Source organism: Stenotrophomonas sp. YJH_SMC_57 (genome assembly GCF_059369755.1).
In genome coordinates, this window is the sequence record NZ_JCAFSZ010000001.1 from 66585 (window position 1) to 84114 (window position 17530).

The window sequence follows — 17530 nt, forward strand, 5'->3', positions numbered from 1 at the left end:
TTTTCAGTTCCGCATGTGGCCGATCTTACTTGACCAGGCGCAGCGCGAACGGGTAGCGGTAGGCTTCGCCGTTGTTCGCCTTGACCGCGGCGATGATGCAGAACACCAGGTTCAGGATGCCGACGATCGGGGCCAGGATGCCACCGATGATCACGATGGTCAGCACGATGCAGATCAGCATCGCGATGGTGATGGTGATCTGGAAGTTCAGCGCTTCCTTGGCCTGGTCGGTCACGAAGGCCTTGCTGGCGTCATCCTTGTTGATCAGCCAGATGATCAGCGGGCCGATGAACCAGGTGAAGATGCCCAGCAGGTGCGCGGCCAGGGCCATGGTGCGCTGGTCGGCCGGCGCGTCAGTGGTGGCCGGCGGCGGCGGGACGTTATCGAATTCACTCACGACAAAACTCCTTTTCATTGGGTGGTCTTGACCCACCAGCACCAAGCTGGTCGCGTCAGGCGCGCATAGCTTACGCCATCAATGCCATCAATCATTACCGGCGATGGTCATCCGTCCCAGCAGGATCGAACCGGTCCGGATGTGTGAGCGCGGGTCGACGTCGCTGCCGACCGCCTCGATGCTGCTGAACATCTCGCGCAGGTTGCCGGCAATGGTGATGCCGTCCACCGGGTACTGGATCTCGCCGTTCTCGACGCGGAAGCCACCGGCACCACGCGAGTAGTCGCCGGTCACCCCGTTCACGCCCTGCCCCATCAGCTCGGTCACCAGCAGCCCGTCGCCCATCTGGCGCGCGATCTCCTGCAACGAGCCGGCGTTGGCGGCCAGCTGCAGGTTGTGCACGCCACCGGCATTGGCGGTGGTCTGCAGGCCCAGCTTGCGCGCCGAATAGCTGCCCAGCACGTAGCGCTGCAGCACCCCGTCGCTGACCAGGGCCGAAGCACGGGTCGCCACGCCGTCACCGTCGAAGGCGGCCGAACGCAGGCCGCGGCGCAGGTGCGGCAGCTCCTCGATCTGCATCCACTCCGGGAACAGCCGCTGGCCGACACTGTCCAGCAGGAAGCTGGCCTGCCGGTACAGGGCGCCGCCGGACACCGCCGACAGCAGGTGGCCGACCAGGCTGCGGGCCACCTCCGGGGAGAACAGCACCGGCATGCTGCCGGTCGGCAGCGAACGCGGCTGCAGCCGGGCCACGGTACGCTCGGCGGCGCGGCGGCCCACGCTGTCGGCCGCCTCCAGGTCCTCGCGGGCCAGGCCGCCGGTGTACCAGCCATCACGCTGCATGCCATCGCCAGTGCCAGCGATCAGGGCGCAGCCTACCGAATGGTGGGTTCCGCGCTCACGACCGATGAATCCATGCGAATTGGCATAGACCGAGACGCTCTGCATGCTCGACACCGAAGCACCGTCGGAATTGCTGATGCGTGCATCGGCCCCGCGACCGGCCTGCTCGCAGGCCAGGGCCAGGTCCACCGCTTCGTCAGCCTGCAGCGCCCAGGGGTGCCAGCTGTCCAGGTCGGGGAAGTCGCGGGCCATCAGCGCCGCCTCGGCCAGCCCGGCAGCCGGGTCGTCCTCGGTGTGCCGGGCGATCGCGCAGGCCTGCTCGACCGTGGCCGCCAGGCTGGCCTCGTTCAGGTCGCCGGTGCTGGCACTGCCCTTGCGCTTGCCGAAATAGACCGTCACCGCGATGCCGCGGTCACGGGTGGACTGCACGGTCTCGACCTCGCCGAGGCGGACATTGACCTCCAGGCCCCGGTCCTCGCTGCAGCTGACCTCGGCCTGGCTGGCGCCCAGCGCGCGGGCGCGGTCGAGCAGCTGCTGGGAAAGGTCGGCCAGCCGTTCCAGGCGGGCCGGGCTGTCGTCGCCGACGGCGACTTCAGGGGCGATCACGTTCAATGCTTTATCCTGTACAGGTTGGGCCCGGCATCACGCCGGGCGACTTTTTTTGAGATCAGGTAGGGACGATGCGCGGACGCGACGAAGAAACCGGTGAATTCCACGACAAGAGCCGCAGCCAGAACCGGCGCGACGCGCTCGATGTCCTGGCCCTGGGCGAGAAGCTGGTGTCGCTGACCCCGGCCCAGCTGGCGCGCCTGCCGATCCCGGAAGACCTGCTGCCGCACATCGCCGAGTGCAAGCGCATCACCGCCCATATCGCCCACAAGCGCCAGCTGGCGTTCCTGGCCAAGCACATGCGTCGCGAAGAGGACGCCACGCTGGATGCAATCCGCGATGCGCTGGACGCGAACAGCGAAACCGGCCGCCGCGAAGTGGCGATGATGCATCGCGCGGAAGACTGGCGCGACCGCCTGCTGGCAGAAGGCGATACAGCGCTGGCCGCACTGCTCAACGATTACCCGCAGGCCGACCGCCAGCAGCTGCGCACGCTGGTGCGCAATGCGCAGGCCGAGAAAGCGAAGAACAAGCCGCCGCGTGCCTACCGCGAGATCTTCCAGGTGCTGCGCGGCCTGATGCTGCCGGCCGCGCTGGGCCTCAAGGCCGCGGCCGATGAGGCCGACCACGTCGAGACCGGCGAAGCCGACGAGGACTGAGTCCGCGCCGGCGTGGGCGGTGGCGCTGGCCATCGCCCGGCTCAGGCCTGGGTACCGCCGACGGTGATGCCCTCGATCAACAACGAAGGCTGGCCAACCCCCACGGGCACACTCTGCCCGTCCTTGCCGCAGATGCCCACGCCTTCGTCCAGGGCCAGGTCGTTGCCGACCATGCGCACCTTCTGCATGGTTTCCGGGCCATTGCCGATCAGGGTCGCCCCCTTCACCGGCGTGGTGATCCGGCCGTCCTCGATCAGGTAGGCCTCGGTGGCCGAGAACACATACTTGCCGCTGGTGATGTCGACCTGGCCGCCGCCGAAGTTGACCGCATACAGGCCCTTCTTCACCGAGCGGATCATCTCCTGCGGGTCATGCTGGCCGGCACGCATGTAGGTGTTGGTCATGCGCGGCATGGTCAGGTGCGCGAACGATTCGCGGCGCCCGTTGCCGGTCGGTGCCACGCCCATCAGGCGGGCATTGAGGCTGTCCTGCATGTAGCCGACCAGGATGCCGTCCTCGATCAGCGTGGTGCACTGGCTCGGGTGGCCTTCGTCATCGATGTTCAACGAACCGCGGCGGCCATCCAGCGTGCCGTCGTCGACGATGGTCACGCCCGGCGCCGCAACGCGTTCGCCGACGCGTCCGGCGTAGACGCTGGTGCCCTTGCGGTTGAAGTCGCCTTCCAGGCCATGGCCCACGGCTTCGTGCAGCAGCACGCCGGGCCAGCCCGGGCCGAGCACCACCGGCATCACGCCAGCAGGCGCCGGGACCGCCTCAAGGTTCACCAGTGCCTGGCGCAGCGCCTCGCGCGCGAACGCTTCGGGCCGGCCGTCGGCGAACAGTTCCGCATAGCCATAGCGGCCACCGCCACCGGCATAGCCGGACTCGCGGCGGCCATTGTGCTCGACGATCACCTGCACGTTCAGGCGCACCAGCGGGCGCACGTCGGCGCCCAGCACGCCGTCGCTGCGGGCGATCAGCACGGTATCCACGCCGCCGGACAGGCTGACCATCACCTGTTTCACGCGCGGGTCCGCGGCACGCAGATAGCCGTCCAGGCGCTTGAGCACCTCGACCTTGGCCTCGTTGCCGATACCGTCGATCGGGTCCAGCGCCGGGTACAGCGCACGCGCATTGCCACGCAGCAGCGAGCGCCCGGACTGCGCGCCGCCTTCGCGCGAGATCGCGCGTGCCGACTGCGCCGCTACCCGCAGTGCATCGGCATGGATGTCATCGGAATAGGCAAAGCCGGTCTTCTCACCGGAAATCGCCCGCACGCCCACGCCCTGCTCGATGGAATGGGCACCGTCCTTGACGATGCCGTCCTCCACGCTCCAGCTCTCGCGGCGGGCGTGCTGGAAGTAGAGGTCACCAAAGTCGACACCGGGCCCGAGCAGCTGGCCGAAGGTGCGCTCCAGGCCAGCGGTATCCAGGCCGCCGGGGCGCAGCAGGCGGTCTTGGGCAAGCGTCAGGGCGATATCAGTCATGGCTCTCGATCTGGGGATGCGGGGGCGCCAAGGCAAGCCCCGTGAACAGGGAAGCCACGCTCAGCGCGAGCGTGGCAGGTCGGTGACGGTCGGCGGAATGCCGGGGGCCGGAGCGGGCGGCGCCTTGTCGCGGCTGCGTTCGATCACTTCCACCTTCGGCTCCTTCCATGGGCCGGTCACCTTGTAGGTACGGGCGCCGATCTCGCCCAACGGTTTGGACAATACCGCATTGGTGGCCGCGCCGAGTGCCGCGCCCACCGGCCCACCGGCCACCGCACCGACCACGGTCAGCAGATTGCCGGCGCGCGGGTTGACGTCGATGGTCTGGTCGAACTGCTGGTTGCGCAGGTCTGCCTGGCCGCGGATGGTGATGTTCGCTGCGGGGCCTTCGATCAGCACCTTGTCGGTACGGGCCATGCCCTGGCCGAACTGCACGCTGCCGTCGACCTGGTTGAACGCGAAGCCCTTGGAGAAGAAATCGCGGAAGTCGAACATCAGGCGCCGCGGCAGCTGGGTCACGCTGAGCAGGCCGAGCACGCGGCCGGCGCCGGGCTCCAGCTCCAGCAGCTGGCCATTGCGTGCGTGCAGGTCGAGCCGGCCCTGCAGTTGGGCCAGCTGGAAGTCCGACGGACCGCCACTCCACGAGGCCTGCAGCTGCGCCTGCCCGGAACCGCCACGCAGCTGGCCGCCGTAATCGAGGTTCTGCATCAGGCCGCCCAGGTCTTCACTGCGCACCTGTGCGGTCAGCTCGGTACGGGCGCCACCGGTACGGCCCAGCCAGCGGCCGTTGATGTCGATTTCCTGGTCGGGTGCACGGAAGCGCAGCTCGTCCACGTTCAGGCCATTGGCCAGCGGGCGCGTGCGCAGCACCGCCTGCCCCAGCACCACCTTGCCGAACTTCAGGTCGGCAATGTCCAGCGCGAACGGTGGCAGCTTGGCCGGGTCCATGTCGTTGGCACCGGCCTGCACCCGCGCCGGCGCCGCGGGCGCATCCGGCGCCACCGGCAGTGACTGCCAGTGCACGCGGTCCAGCTGGCCGCTGATGGTGCCACCCTCGGCATTGGGCACGGTCAGGCGACCTGCCAGCGAAGGTCCGTCCAGGCGCACGTCCAGCGCCTGCGCGCCCGGCTGCAGCTGCAGCCGGGTCTGTTCGAATACGCCACCGATCAGCATCAGCTTGCCGACCTGCACATCCACCGCACGCAGCGGCATGCCGTCATCGTCACCGCCTCCGCGCGCGAGGCTGATCCACTCCAGTGCGTCCAGGGTCGGGCTGCGACCGTTCACGGCAAGCCCGCTCGGCGGTGGCTCGCGGTCCACATGATCGCTGCCCAGCGTGACCTGCACGCCGGTGCGGTTGTTATGGCTGCGCGCAGCCAGCGCCAGGCGCTGGCCAAAGGCCACGTCGATGCGACCAGCCCCCATCGGCAGCTGTGCGGCCACCGTGGTCGCCAACGGTTCGCCGGCCGGCTTGTCCAGCGGCGCAGGCAGGTCCAGGCGGGTCCCCACCAGATCCGAACTCAGCCGCAGTTCGCTGGGCGGCGCAGGCGCGCCCGGTGCAACCTTGGGCAGGTTGACCGCGATGGTCCACGGCGAGGTTCCTGCGATGTAGGGTTTGAGCCATGACATTTCCGGCGCGCGGTCGATCAGCACACCCGCATCAAGGTTGGCCGACAGCAGCGATTCAAACGCCAGCTTGCTGTCGCGCACGTAGCTGCCGGCACGCAGGCTCAGGCGACCGTCCTGGCCAAGGTGACGCACCGCCAGTTCCTCGGCATCGAAACCGCCGTTGCCGTAACGGGCCTGCCCATGCATGTTGTCGAAGGTCAGCTGGAAGCGCTTGTCGACCAGCTTCACCCCGTTGAGGTCGACCGTGCCCTGCAGATGGCCGCCGCCTTCATCCAGGTGCAGCGGCTGCAGCAGGTCGAAGGTCACATGCGCCGGTCCCGCAGCGGTGAGGTTGTCGAGCGTGTCGCCATAGTCCTTGTGCAAGGGACTCTGCCGCAGCATCGCCAGCAGCTTGCCGGCCTCGCTCTGGGCGTCGGCGCGCACGTACAGCGGCTGCTGGCCGAAATCCGCAATGCCCGCCTCGAACGCCTGTACCGCCACGCCGGCCAGGTCGCCGCGCCCATGCATGTCGAAGCCGGGGCCGATGAAGGCGATATCGGCGTCGACCTGGCTCATCAGGGGCCAGTCGTGCTGGAAACGGATGTCGCCGTTGGTGATGTGGCCGGTGGCCTCGAAGCGGCCATCGTTGTTGTCGAACGGCCAGTCGTCCAGGTCACCGCTGACCAGGCCGACGCCGTTGCGCACCTGGCCACCGGCCAGTGCCATGTCCAGCCAGTCGGTGGCGCCCTTGCTCATCCTGGAATGGATCCAGAAGCGCTTGGCCGCGGTCATCGGCACGTCGTCCAGCTTGGCCGCCAGCTGCAGCCACGGCCGGGTGCCGTCGCCCTGGAACCAGACACCACCGCGCACGTCGGCGGCATAGTCGGTGCCTTCCACGCGCATCGCCGCGGTGCCGATGCGCCAGCCGCCCGCTTCGTCGCGCCAGCCCACCACCTGTCCCGCCAGGTGCAGGTCATGGCGCACGCCGAATCCGGTTGGCCAGTCAAACTGCAGCTGCTGGCGCGGCTGCAGCTGCAGGCTGAAACCATCGGCATCGCCCTCGAAGCGCCCGCCGAGGCCACGCAGGCCCGGCGAGTGGCCCACGCTGGCAAAGCCCAGCGATTTCAGTTCACCCTGCGCCCACAGCGGGCCATCACGCTGGCCGGACAGCTGCAGCTCACGCACATCCAGTTGCGGCCGGGACAGGAACAACCAGTGGCGCAGGCCGGGGTCGAGGCGATCACTCAGCGCCAGCGCGCGCAGCGCGGTGCCGGCCTGCACATCGCCGGAACTCACCCGCAGCTGCCTGCCGACCTGCAGCTGCAGACCGTCGAGCTGCTGTTCGCCGTCTTCGGTCTTCAGGCGCAGGCGCGGCACCTGCAAGGCCCAGCCGTCGGCCTGGCGCTGCCAGCGCAGGCGTGCCTGCAGGCGCTGCAGCTGCAACTGCGGCACTGCCACGTCGGGCATCGGTGCGCCATCGATGCGTACCTCGCGCAGGTCCGAATCGGTGGTCAGCGCAACCGGGGCGAAATCACGCAGGGTCAGCCACAGGTTCAGCTCGCCCTTGCCTTCGCGCAGGCGGACGCCACCGGCTGCCAGCAGCGGCGACCAGGCATGGAAATCAACAGGATCGGCGCCCAGCCAGGCCTGGCCGTTGCCGCGCACGCGGTCCACATCCAGCACCGCAGTCAGTGGCAGTGCGTCGGCCTGCGCCCAGGCGCGCACGCCCACGCGCAGGCGGTCGCCATTGACGCGCAGGCGCAGGTCGATGCGCGTCAGCGTGGTATCGATGCCCAGATCCGGCGCGTGCACGCCCAGGCGGCCCTCGACCACCTGCAGTTCGCCCAGCCGGCGCAGCGCATCCAGCGGGTCACCGCCGTTGGTTGACTGCGGCAGGCCCTGCACCGACCAGCGGCCGTCCTCACCCTGCTTCAGGTCCAGCGCCAGGCCACGCAGGCGCAACTCGGTCAGCGAACGGCCCGGCAGCAGCCCGCTGTACATCGACACCAGCACTTCCGCCTCGCCGATCGCCAGGCCCTGGCCGGCGCCGATGCGCAGGCCCTTCAGCTGCAGCAATGGGCCACGGCGGGTCCACGTGGTCTGCAGCTGGTCGAAACGTACTGGCTGGCCGGCCCGCTCACTCAGCCAGGCAGCAATCCTGTCGGGATGGCGCTCGGCCAGCGGCAGCAGCTGGCTGATGCTGCCCACCAGAAAGGCAAGCCCGACCAGGCCCACCGCACACGCGGCAATGAAATGACGGCGGATCCTTCGCAGTCGCAGGCGCGGCGGCGCGCTCATCGGCCGCCGCCGGCCTGCGGCCGGCGAGGATCAGAGCAGAACGACATCGAATTGCTCCTGCAGGTACTGCTCGTCCGCCTGGAAGCGGATGCTCTTGCCGAGGAACTCCTCCAGCTCGGCCACCGCCGAGGATTCCTCGTCGGTGATGCGCGCGACCACCTTGGTCGAGGCGATCACCAGCAGGCGCGCGGCATCGAACTGGCGCACCGCGCGGGTGATCTCGCGGAAGATCTCGTAGGTCACCGTCTCAGTGGTCTTGATGCTGCCCCGGCCACTGCACTGCGGGCAGGTTTCCGACAGCTGGCGTTCCAGGCTTTCCACCGTGCGCTTGCGGGTCATCTCCACCAGCCCCAGCGGCGAGAAGTCGTACACCGTGGTCTTGGCATGGTCGCGGGCCAGCGCCTTCTCCAGCGTGCGCAGCACCTGGCGGCGATGCTCGGCATCATCCATGTCGATGAAATCGATGATGATGATGCCGCCCAGGTTGCGCAGCCGCAGCTGCCGCGCCACCGCCTGCGCGGCCTCCAGGTTGGTGCGGAACACCGTCTCTTCCAGGTTGCGCTGGCCGAGGAACGAACCGGTATTGACGTCGATGGTGGTCATCGCCTCGGTCTGGTCGATCACCAGGTAACCGCCGGATTTCAGCGGCACCTGCTTGTCCAGCGCGCGGCCGATCTCATCCTCCACCCCGAACATGTCGAAGATCGGGCGGTCACCGGAATACAGCTCCAGCTTTTCGGCCAGCACCGGCATGTACTTGGCAACAAAAGCCTGCAGCTGGCCGAAGGTCTCCTTCGAATCGACCTTCACCTTGTCCACGTCCTTGCGGATCAGGTCGCGCACCGAACGCAGCGGCAGGCTCAGGTCTTCATAGATGATGCTGCAGGATGCGGCTTCACGACCGCGGCGCTCGACCACGTTCCACACCCGCGACAGGTAGGCGATGTCCTCGGCGATGGCCTCGGCCGGCTGGCCCTCTGCATTGGTGCGCACGATGTAGCCGTAGCCGCCATGCTGGGCCGACAGCTCGGTCACCAGCGCCTTCAGGCGTGCACGCTCGGTCTCGTCTTCGATGCGGGCCGACACGCCCACTACCTTGGACTGCGGCAGCAGCACCATGTAGCGCGAGGGAATGCTGATCTGCGTGGTCAGGCGCGCGCCCTTGGTGCCGATCGGATCCTTCACCACCTGCACCACGATGTCCTGGCCGTCGCGCAGCAGTTCGACGATCGGCACGCTGGCCGGCGGCGGCAGCGTGGTGTTCTCGGTATCGGCGCTGGCCACCGGGGCCGGGCGCACCACGTCATTGGCGTGCAGGAACGCGGCGCGCTCCAGCCCGACCTCGACGAAGGCAGCCTGCATGCCGGGCATGACCCGCTGCACCTTGCCCTTGTAGATGTTGCCGACCACACCCCGGCGCCAGCCGCGCTCGATGTGCAGTTCCTGCAGCATGCCGTTTTCGATCACCGCGACCCGGGTCTCGCGCGGGGTCACATTGACCAGGATTTCCTCAGACATCTGCAGCCTCCCTGGCGGCATCGGCAATGGGGGCCGGCACGCCGCAGCGCGCCAGCAAACGATCGGTGTGCAGCAACGGCAGCCCCATCACGCCGGAGTAGCTGCCGGACAGGTGCTCGATCCAGCGTTCGGCGCCGCCCTGGATGGCGTAGGCACCGGCCTTGTCCAACGGTTCGCCGGTAGCCACGTAGGCGGCGATGTCGGTGGCGTCGATCGGCGCGAAGGTCACCTCGGAGATGACCAGCTCACTGTCCAGCCCTTGCGCGCCGACCACCACCACGGCGGTCATCACCTGGTGGGTGCGCCCCGCCAGGCGCGCCAGCATCGCCCGCGCATCGGCGGCATCGACCGGCTTGCCGAACACTTCACCGTCCAGCACCACTTCGGTGTCCGAACCGAGCACCCGCGCCTGCGGGTCATCGGCCAGCACCCGGGCCAGCCCGGCGCGCGCCTTGTCGGCGGCGACCCGGCAGACATACTGTTCGGCACTTTCAGCCGCGGCGCGCTGCTCGACGACCTCCAGGTCCAGGGCCTGGAAGGGGCGTCCGAGTCGGGCCAGCAACTGGTTGCGTCGGGGGGAGCGGGAAGCAAGATAGAGCATCGGCACAGCATAACCTGAGGCCGCTACCTGAATCGTCGGCAACCCGTTCCGGAACGCGTTCAACCCCGAACAGGCTCACAGCGCGTTCATCGCTACGACACCACCCTCACTGGCACAACAAGGAGTTCTCCATGCGCCTGACCGCCACCCCGCTGCTGCTCGCCCTGTCCCTCGCCCTTGGAACCTCGATGACCGCCCATGCTGCCCCGCCGTCGCCGTCGATCGCTGCCCCGGCTGAAGGCACCCTGCTGAACATCTCGGCCAACGCCGAAGCCACCCGCGTACCGGACGTGGCCACCCTGTCGGCCGGCGTGGTCACCCAGGCCGCCGATGGCAACAGCGCCATGCGCCAGAACGCCCAGCAGATGGACAAGGTGCTGGCCGCGATCAAGGCCGCCGGCATTGCCGAGCGCGACGTGCAGACCAGCGGTGTCAGCCTCAACCCGCAGTACCGCTATGCCGACAACGAAGCACCCAAGATCACCGGCTACCAGGCCAGCAACACGGTCAGCCTGAAGGTGCGTGACATCGCCAAGCTCGGCAAGGTGCTGGACGCACTGGCGGCGCAGGGCGCCAACCAGATCAACGGCCCCAGCTTCGAGATCGACCAGCCCGAGCCGGTGTACGACGAAGCCCGCCTGGCGGCGCTGAAGAAGGCGCAGGCGCGTGCGCAGACCTATGCGAAGTCGCTGGGCCTGCAGGTGCGCCGCATCGTCAGCATCTCCGAGAACGCCGGTGGCGGTTACCGCCCGATGCCGATGATGCGTGCCATGGCCGCCGGGGCGGCGATGGACAAGGCCACCCCGGTCGCGCCGGGTGAATCGACCGTCTCGGTCAACCTGGACGTGGTGTTCGAACTGGGCCGCTGATCGCCGCCGCCCGTGCCGAACCAGGCGGGTCCCGAACGGGGCCCGCCTTTTTTCATGCCTGCTGCCGGGACTGGCTGAAGGCCAGCACAACGATCATGCCCCTGCCTCTAGGCAGTGGCCGCCATGCCGCGCTACTGATGCACTGCCAGCCGCGTGCGGCAACCCCGCCACGGGCCCTGGTGCGTTGAGGACTTCGTCACTGGCATGGAGGTGGACCATGGTTCGTACGTATCCCGTTGCATCCCCGCACTTCGACCCCGCCCGCGTTGCCGCCTGGAGCGCGGCCATCGCCCTGCATCTTCTGGCCTTCCTGTTGCTGCTGATCCCGGCAACCTACCAGGCCATCACCACCCTGCCCCGCGACAACACCACGGTGCGGCTGATCCCCAAGGAAATTCCCAGGCCGCCGGAGCCGCCCAAGCTGCGCACGGAACCCCAGCACGTGGACGTTGTTCCGAAGCAGCAGACCATGCCGAAGGAAGCAACGCCACTGCCGGCGCCGACCGCCACACTGGAGGAAGCGCAGGGCATCGTCACGCCCGCTGCCGAACCCGCGTCCCTGCCCTCGGTCCCGGCCATCGACAGTTCGACGCCAATGGCCGGCGCCCAGCTGCAGTACCGCAGCGCACCGCCACCGGCCTATCCGCTACCGGCGCTGCGCAACCACGAGCAGGGCACGGTACTGCTGCGGGTGGAGGTCGACAGCAGTGGTCAACCGGTCGTGGTCAGCATCGAGCGCAGCAGTGGCTCACGCAGCCTGGACCAGGCCGCCCGCCAGCAGGTGCTCAAGCGCTGGCGCTTTGAACCGGCACAGCGTGACGGAGTAGCGGTACCGGCCATCGGCCTGGTACCGGTGCAGTTCTCGCTGCCGGACTGAAGCTTTCAGGGCCGGCCCGGCTACCTTCCGGGCCGGCCTTCACATGCGAAAGGACAGACTCGGCAAAGCCCGCAGTCAGGCGTTACGAATTAAGCAAAATTTCACTACTTCGTCACCTGCCGGAAACCTAGATTGATCCGTCCCGGACAGTACCGGAGACAGCCCTCAACGCTACGGTTTTCCAGTTAGGAGAGAAGCTGTGAAACACCTGATCCAACGGCCCGCCAGCCGCCGCCGCTGCACCCTGGCATCGTCCATCACCCACGTCCTTGCCGGCGGCACCCTGCTGCTGGTGGGCACCATGGCTTCCACCTCCGCCTTCGCGCAGGAAAAGGCCACCAACCTCGACCGCATCACGGTCACCGGTTCGAACATCCCGCGTACCAACACCGAAACACCGTCCCCGGTGCAGGTGGTGACCCGCCAGGAAATCGACCGCACCGGCAAGACCTCGCTGGCCGAGTACCTGCAGACCATCACCGCCGATGGCGCCGGCTCGATTCCCAAGACCTTCGGCAACGGTTTTGCCGGCGGTGGCGCGGGCATCTCGCTGCGCGGCCTGGGCGCCGGCTCGACACTGGTACTGTTGAATGGTCGTCGCATGGCGACCTATGGCCTGGCCGATGACGGCCAGAAGGTCTTCACCGACCTGAGCACCATCCCGCTCGACGCCGTTGAGCGCGTGGAAGTGCTGAAGGACGGCGCCTCGGCGATCTATGGCTCCGATGCCATCGCCGGCGTGGTCAACATCATCCTGCGCAGCGACTTCCAGGGCGTCATCCTGCGTGGCTCCTACGGCCTGTCCGGTGACAGCGATGGCGACGCCAGGAAGGCGACCCTGACCGCCGGTACCGGCGACCTGGCCACCGATGGCTGGAATGCGTTCTTCAGCCTGGACGTGGGCAAGACCGACGCGATCAAGCTGAGCGACCGCAAGAACCGCAAGTGGATCGGTACCGGCGACACCCGCCCGTGGGGCTATGACAAGACCGCACAGTTCCTCGGCGGTGCCTATACCCGTGGCGGCACCTCCGGTGGCGCAGGCCCCAACGGTTCCTACCTCGATCCGACCGGCCACCTGGTGCCGCTGCCCGGCTGCACCGGCCTGACCACCATCGGTGGCCAGACCCCGGCCAGCATCGCCGCCGACGGCTGCCTGTGGGATCCGGCACAGCAGTACCGCGACCTGATTCCGGAAGAGAAGTACGTCAACGTGTTCGGCCGTGCCAGCTTCGCCTTCGGTGAGGGCGGCGAGATCTACACCGAGATCGGCTACTCGAAGAAGGAAACCATCTTCAGCAACACCCCGTCCGGCGTGTCGGGCGGCTGGGGCTATCCGGGCGGCCCGGTCAATGCCAACTCCGGCCCTGGCGCCACCGTGCTGGGCCCGAACCACCCGGACAACCCGACCCCGGGTACGCCGGTCCGCGTGCGCTACTCGGCCTGGGACGTCGGCCCGCGCGTGACCGACAACACCAACGAGTTCAACCGCTTCCTGGTCGGCATCAAGGGCAACTGGGGCGACTGGAGCTACGACACCGCCTACCTGCACTCAGGCACCGACCTGACCAACGAGCGCACCGGCTTCCTGCGCTACAGCGCCGTGCAGTGCGCACTGGGCAATGCGAACTGCGCCGGTGGCGTGTGGCGCATCGGTGATGATGCCGGCAAGAACTCGCAGGCACTGTACGACTACATCTCGCCGAAGATCAGCGCGCGTGCCAAGTCGAGCCTGGACATGTTCGACTTCACCGTGTCGCGCAGCCTGATGGACCTCAAGGGTGGCCCGCTGGGCCTGGCGATCGGCACCGAGTGGCGCAAGACCAGCAACAGCCTGACCCCGCAGACCTACACCGACCAGGGCGACATCATCGGCCTGGGCTATTCGGCCTATGACGGCACCCAGAACGTCTACGCCGGCTACGTCGAACTGTCGGCACCGGTACTGGAGCAGCTGGAACTGTCCGGCGCGCTGCGTTACGACAAGTACGAAAGCGGTGAAGGCAAGGCCACGCCGAAGCTGGGCGTGAAGTGGACCCCGGCCGACTGGATCGCCCTGCGCGCCAGCTACGCCGAAGGCTTCCGCGCGCCGAACCCGGCCGAGAACGGCGATGGTGGCCTGGCCGCCTTCTCCACTGCGGTCGATCCGGTGCGTTGCCAGATCAGCGGCGGCGCGGCCAGCGAATGCGGCGCCAACTCGGTGGCCATCATCACCAAGCCGAACAAGCTGCTGAAGCCCGAAGAGTCCAAGAGCTACTCGGTCGGCATCGTGCTGCAGCCGACCTCGACCACCTCGATGACGGTTGACGCCTGGCAGATCAAGCGCACCAACGAGATCGTGCAGGGCAGCACCGCAGCGGCGATTCTTGCCGGCAACGTGCTGCGCGACAGCAACAATCTCAATGGCGTGGCCAACAGCGGCACCATCCTGGCGGTCAACACCGGCTATGTGAATGCCAGCTCGTCGCGTGTGCGCGGTATCGACACCGATATCCGCCAGACCTTCGAGATCGGCCCGGGCCAGCTGGAGCTGGACCTGCAGTGGAGCCACATCCTGAAGTTCGAGCGCACCGAAGGCGGCGACACGGTTGACTACGTGGGCACCCACGGCAACTGCGACGTCACCAACTGCATCGGTACCCCGAAGGACAAGGTCAACTTCGGCACCACCTGGAAGCAGGGCCCGTGGAGCGTCAGCGGCATCGTCAACTACATCAGCAAGATGGACAACATCGACAGCCGTGGTGGCAGCTACCTGGCCTTCTACGCTGATGGCACGCCGGTGACGAAGATCTCCTCGTTCACCACGATGGACCTGTCCGGTCGCTGGAGCATCAACGACTCGTTCGAACTCAATGCCTCGGTGGCCAATGTGTTCGATCGCATCGCCCCGCTCGATCCGACCACCTACGGCGCGGTGAACTACAACCCGATGCACTTCTCCGGTGCGCTGGGCCGTTACTACACCGTCGGCTTCAAGTACACGTTCAAGTAACAGCAGCACGCCGTTGCATGCAGCACGTTCGAAGGCCCGGGCATCTGCCCGGGCCTTCGTCTTGCTGGCCCTTGCAGGCGTGTTCACGGCCACGCGGCTACCGTGTCCACGCGGCATCACTGCCGCAGGGGATCTCCATGGCCGCAACATCGCAACGACTGGGCCTGCCCGCGTTGACCGCACTGGTGGTCGGCTCGATGGTCGGCGCCGGCATCTTCTCATTGCCACAGAACGTCGCGCGCAGCGCCGGGCCGGCCGCCGCACTGATCGGCTGGGCGGTGAGTGGCGCCGGCATGCTGATGCTGGCCTTCGTGTTCCAGGCGCTGGCCAACCGCCGGCCGGACCTGGATACCGGCATCTACGCGTATGCGCGCGAGGGCTTCGGCAACTACATCGGTTTCTCTGCGGCGTGGGGCTACTGGGTCGCCTCCGTGCTTGGCAACGCCAGCTTCTTCGTGCTCATCTTCAGCGGCCTCGGCCACTTCATGCCGGTCTTCGGTGAAGGCAACACGCCGGCCGCGGTCGCCGCGTCGTCCGTGCTGCTGTGGACCGTGCATCTGCTGGTGCTGCGTGGCCTGCGCACCGCAGCCATCGTCAACGGCCTGGTGACGGTGGCCAAACTGCTGCCGATCGCGCTGTTCCTGGTGCTCGCGGCAGGCGCGTTCCGCCTGGATGTGTTCCGCGCGGATTTCCTCGGTACACCTGCACTCGGCGACCTCGGCCAGCAGCTGCGCGGCATGATGCTGGTCACCGTGTGGGTGTTCATCGGCATCGAAGGCGCCAGCATCTACTCGCGGCGTGCCGCCCGTCGCGCCGACGTCGGCCGCGCCACGGTGATCGGCTTCCTCGGTGTCTGGCTGCTGCTGGTACTGGTCAGCCTGCTGTCGATGGGTGTGCTGTCGCAGGCTGAACTGGCCGGGCTGCCCAATCCCTCGATGGCCTACGTGCTGCGTGCCATCGTAGGCGAGTGGGGGGCCACGGTGATCATCATCGGTTCGATCATTTCCGTACTCGGTGCGCTGCTGGCCTGGGTGCTGCTGTGTGCCGAAGTGCTGTATGCCGCAGCGGGCGACGGCACCATGCCGGCGTTCCTGGGCCGCGAGAACGCACGCGGCGTGCCCGCCAACGCGCTCTGGTTGAGCAACGGCCTGATCCAGCTGTTCCTGCTGCTGGTGCTGGTCAATGCAGGCAGCTACACCGGACTGGTACTGCTGGCCGCGTCGATGAGCCTGGTGCCCTACTTCCTGTCCACCGCATTCGGCGTGCAGCTGGCCTGGCGCGGGCACGCCTACGCAGGCGAGCCGGGCGTGCGCTGGCGCGACTTCGGTGTCGCACTGCTGGCCAGTGCCTATGCGCTGTGGCTGGTGTACGCCGGCGGCCTCGACAACCTGCTGCTGTCGGTGCTGTTGTACGTACCCGGCGTGGTGTTGTTCGCGCTGACCCGGCGCCAGCGCGGCGAGCGGGTGTTCACGCGTTGGGAGTGGGTGCTGTTCGGTGCGATTCTGCTGGTGGCGATCACCACGCTGGTCGCGTTCTCGAAGGGCCAGCTGACGCTGTAGAGCCGAGCATGGGCTCGGCTCTACAATGGGCGTTCCGGCAGCATGCCGATGTCCTGCATCCAGCGCTCGGCCAGGCGAGGCCATGCCGCGACCGGTGCGTCCTGCCTGCGCAGGCCGAACGCATGGCCGCCGCGTGCGAACAGGTGCATTTCCACCGGCACGCCCGCATCGATCAAGGCACGGTAGTAGGCCAGTGATTCGCGCACGTCATCGGTACGGTCATCGGTGGCCTGTGCGATGAACGTTGGCGGCACCTTGTCATCCACGACGATGTCCTTGACCAGCGACAGTCCCTTGCCGTGCCCTGCCCACAGGTGCCCGGAATACATGACCATCGCGAAATCGGGTCGGCTCGGCTGAGCGTCCGCTGCATCGATCGGCGTGTAGCTGCGCCCCGCATGCGTGCTCAGGCCAGCCACCACATGGCCACCCGCGGAAAAGCCGATCACGCCGACGCGTTTCGGGTCGATCTTCCAGCGCGCGGCGTGCGCACGCAGCATTCCCATCGCGCGCTGTGCATCCTGCAGCGCCATCGGCACCGATGGGTTGTCGCGGCAGTTGCAGTCGCGGTCCCAGTTCGGTCCCGACGCCGGCACGCGATACTTGAGCAACGCACAGGTGATGCCCTGCGTGGTCAGCCATTGGCAGATCTCGCTGCCTTCCAGATCCATCGCAAGCACGCGGTAACCGCCGCCCGGCACCACCAACACTGCAGTGCCATTGCCCGGCTCCTTCGGCGGAAATACGGTGAGGGTCGGCACCGCCACGTTCTGCAGCATCATCCAGCGTTCGCCACTGGCTTCGGAGATCGCCTCGCTGAGCTGCTCGGGTCCCTTCAGTTTCGGCGGCACCGCCGCCTTGCCATCCGGCCACAACGGCAGTTCCGTGGCGCCCTGTGGCGGGTGCCAGGTGGGAGGCTCAGCTTTCGCTGAAGCGAACGGCAACGCCACAAGCAGCAGCGAGCCCAGCAACAGGAGTGCGCGCACGATCAACATCCTTGATCAATGACGCTGCATTGTAGAGTCGAGCTTGCTCGACTGTCGTGGCCGATCAACAGAGCAGTCGAGCGAGCTCGACTCTACCCGGCACAAAAAAAAACCTGCATCTCGCGATGCAGGTTTTTCAAGGTGGCGCCCGAAGTTGGACTCGAACCAACGACCCCCTGATTAACAGTCAAGTGCTCTAACCGGCTGAGCTATTCGGGCAGACG

At 67.5% G+C, this 17530-nt stretch carries 12 protein-coding genes and 1 tRNA gene; 5 read left to right on the forward strand and 8 right to left on the reverse strand.

Annotation, left to right across the window (positions count from 1 at the left end; all coding sequences use genetic code 11):
• Positions 1-25: 25 nt before the first annotated feature.
• Together AC5P7U_RS00285 and pmbA are read right to left on the reverse strand one after the other, a co-directional pair.
• Positions 26-397: a DUF4870 domain-containing protein gene (locus AC5P7U_RS00285; RefSeq protein ID WP_049457994.1), complete on the reverse strand. Its 372-nt coding sequence runs from the start codon at positions 395-397 to the stop codon at positions 26-28.
• Between the two features lie 87 nt (positions 398-484).
• On the reverse strand, positions 485-1852 hold the full coding sequence (pmbA, locus tag AC5P7U_RS00290) for a metalloprotease PmbA (protein ID WP_049457995.1): 1368 nt from the start codon (positions 1850-1852) through the stop codon (positions 485-487).
• 68 nt (positions 1853-1920) lie between these two features.
• On the opposite strand from pmbA, the gene yjgA reads away from it, so the two are divergent.
• Positions 1921-2508: a ribosome biogenesis factor YjgA gene (gene yjgA, locus AC5P7U_RS00295; RefSeq protein WP_197564563.1), complete on the forward strand. Its 588-nt coding sequence runs from the start codon at positions 1921-1923 to the stop codon at positions 2506-2508.
• Between the two features lie 41 nt (positions 2509-2549).
• Here the strand turns inward: yjgA and tldD are convergent, their stop codons facing one another.
• The 4 genes from tldD to AC5P7U_RS00315 are packed head-to-tail and all read right to left on the reverse strand — an operon-like array spanning position 2550 to position 10020.
• Entirely contained in the window at positions 2550-3995 is a 1446-nt protein-coding gene (gene tldD / locus AC5P7U_RS00300; RefSeq protein ID WP_197564564.1) for a metalloprotease TldD, read from the reverse strand.
• 60 nt (positions 3996-4055) lie between these two features.
• Complete coding sequence (locus AC5P7U_RS00305) at positions 4056-7901, reverse strand: YhdP family protein (RefSeq protein ID WP_495220715.1); 3846 nt, start codon at positions 7899-7901, stop codon at positions 4056-4058.
• A 30-nt stretch (positions 7902-7931) separates the two neighbouring features.
• Positions 7932-9419: a ribonuclease G gene (gene rng, locus AC5P7U_RS00310; RefSeq protein WP_008264487.1), complete on the reverse strand. Its 1488-nt coding sequence runs from the start codon at positions 9417-9419 to the stop codon at positions 7932-7934.
• The gene (locus AC5P7U_RS00315; RefSeq protein ID WP_006460404.1) at positions 9412-10020 is read right to left on the reverse strand and encodes a Maf family nucleotide pyrophosphatase; all 609 of its coding nucleotides are present in this window, start codon (positions 10018-10020) and stop codon (positions 9412-9414) included. Before AC5P7U_RS00315 ends, rng begins: the two co-directional genes overlap by 8 nt.
• A 131-nt stretch (positions 10021-10151) precedes the next feature.
• Here AC5P7U_RS00315 and AC5P7U_RS00320 point away from each other — a divergent pair, with 131 nt between their 5' ends.
• The 4 genes from AC5P7U_RS00320 to AC5P7U_RS00335 all read left to right on the forward strand — a co-directional run bounded on the left by AC5P7U_RS00320 (position 10152) and on the right by AC5P7U_RS00335 (position 16320).
• Complete coding sequence (locus tag AC5P7U_RS00320) at positions 10152-10889, forward strand: SIMPL domain-containing protein (protein ID WP_006460407.1); 738 nt, start codon at positions 10152-10154, stop codon at positions 10887-10889.
• 217 nt (positions 10890-11106) lie between these two features.
• Positions 11107-11766: an energy transducer TonB gene (locus AC5P7U_RS00325; RefSeq protein WP_308309406.1), complete on the forward strand. Its 660-nt coding sequence runs from the start codon at positions 11107-11109 to the stop codon at positions 11764-11766.
• Positions 11767-11965: 199 nt separating this feature from the next.
• Positions 11966-14761: a TonB-dependent receptor gene (locus tag AC5P7U_RS00330; protein ID WP_049458001.1), complete on the forward strand. Its 2796-nt coding sequence runs from the start codon at positions 11966-11968 to the stop codon at positions 14759-14761.
• A 137-nt stretch (positions 14762-14898) separates the two neighbouring features.
• Complete coding sequence (locus tag AC5P7U_RS00335) at positions 14899-16320, forward strand: basic amino acid/polyamine antiporter (RefSeq protein WP_197564566.1); 1422 nt, start codon at positions 14899-14901, stop codon at positions 16318-16320.
• Positions 16321-16340: 20 nt separating this feature from the next.
• On the opposite strand, the gene AC5P7U_RS00340 is transcribed toward AC5P7U_RS00335, so the two are convergent.
• Positions 16341-17276: an alpha/beta hydrolase gene (locus AC5P7U_RS00340; protein WP_414555479.1), complete on the reverse strand. Its 936-nt coding sequence runs from the start codon at positions 17274-17276 to the stop codon at positions 16341-16343.
• Between the two features lie 172 nt (positions 17277-17448).
• Positions 17449-17525: transfer RNA gene (locus tag AC5P7U_RS00345), tRNA-Asn, on the reverse strand.
• Between the last annotated feature and the right edge of the window lie 5 nt (positions 17526-17530).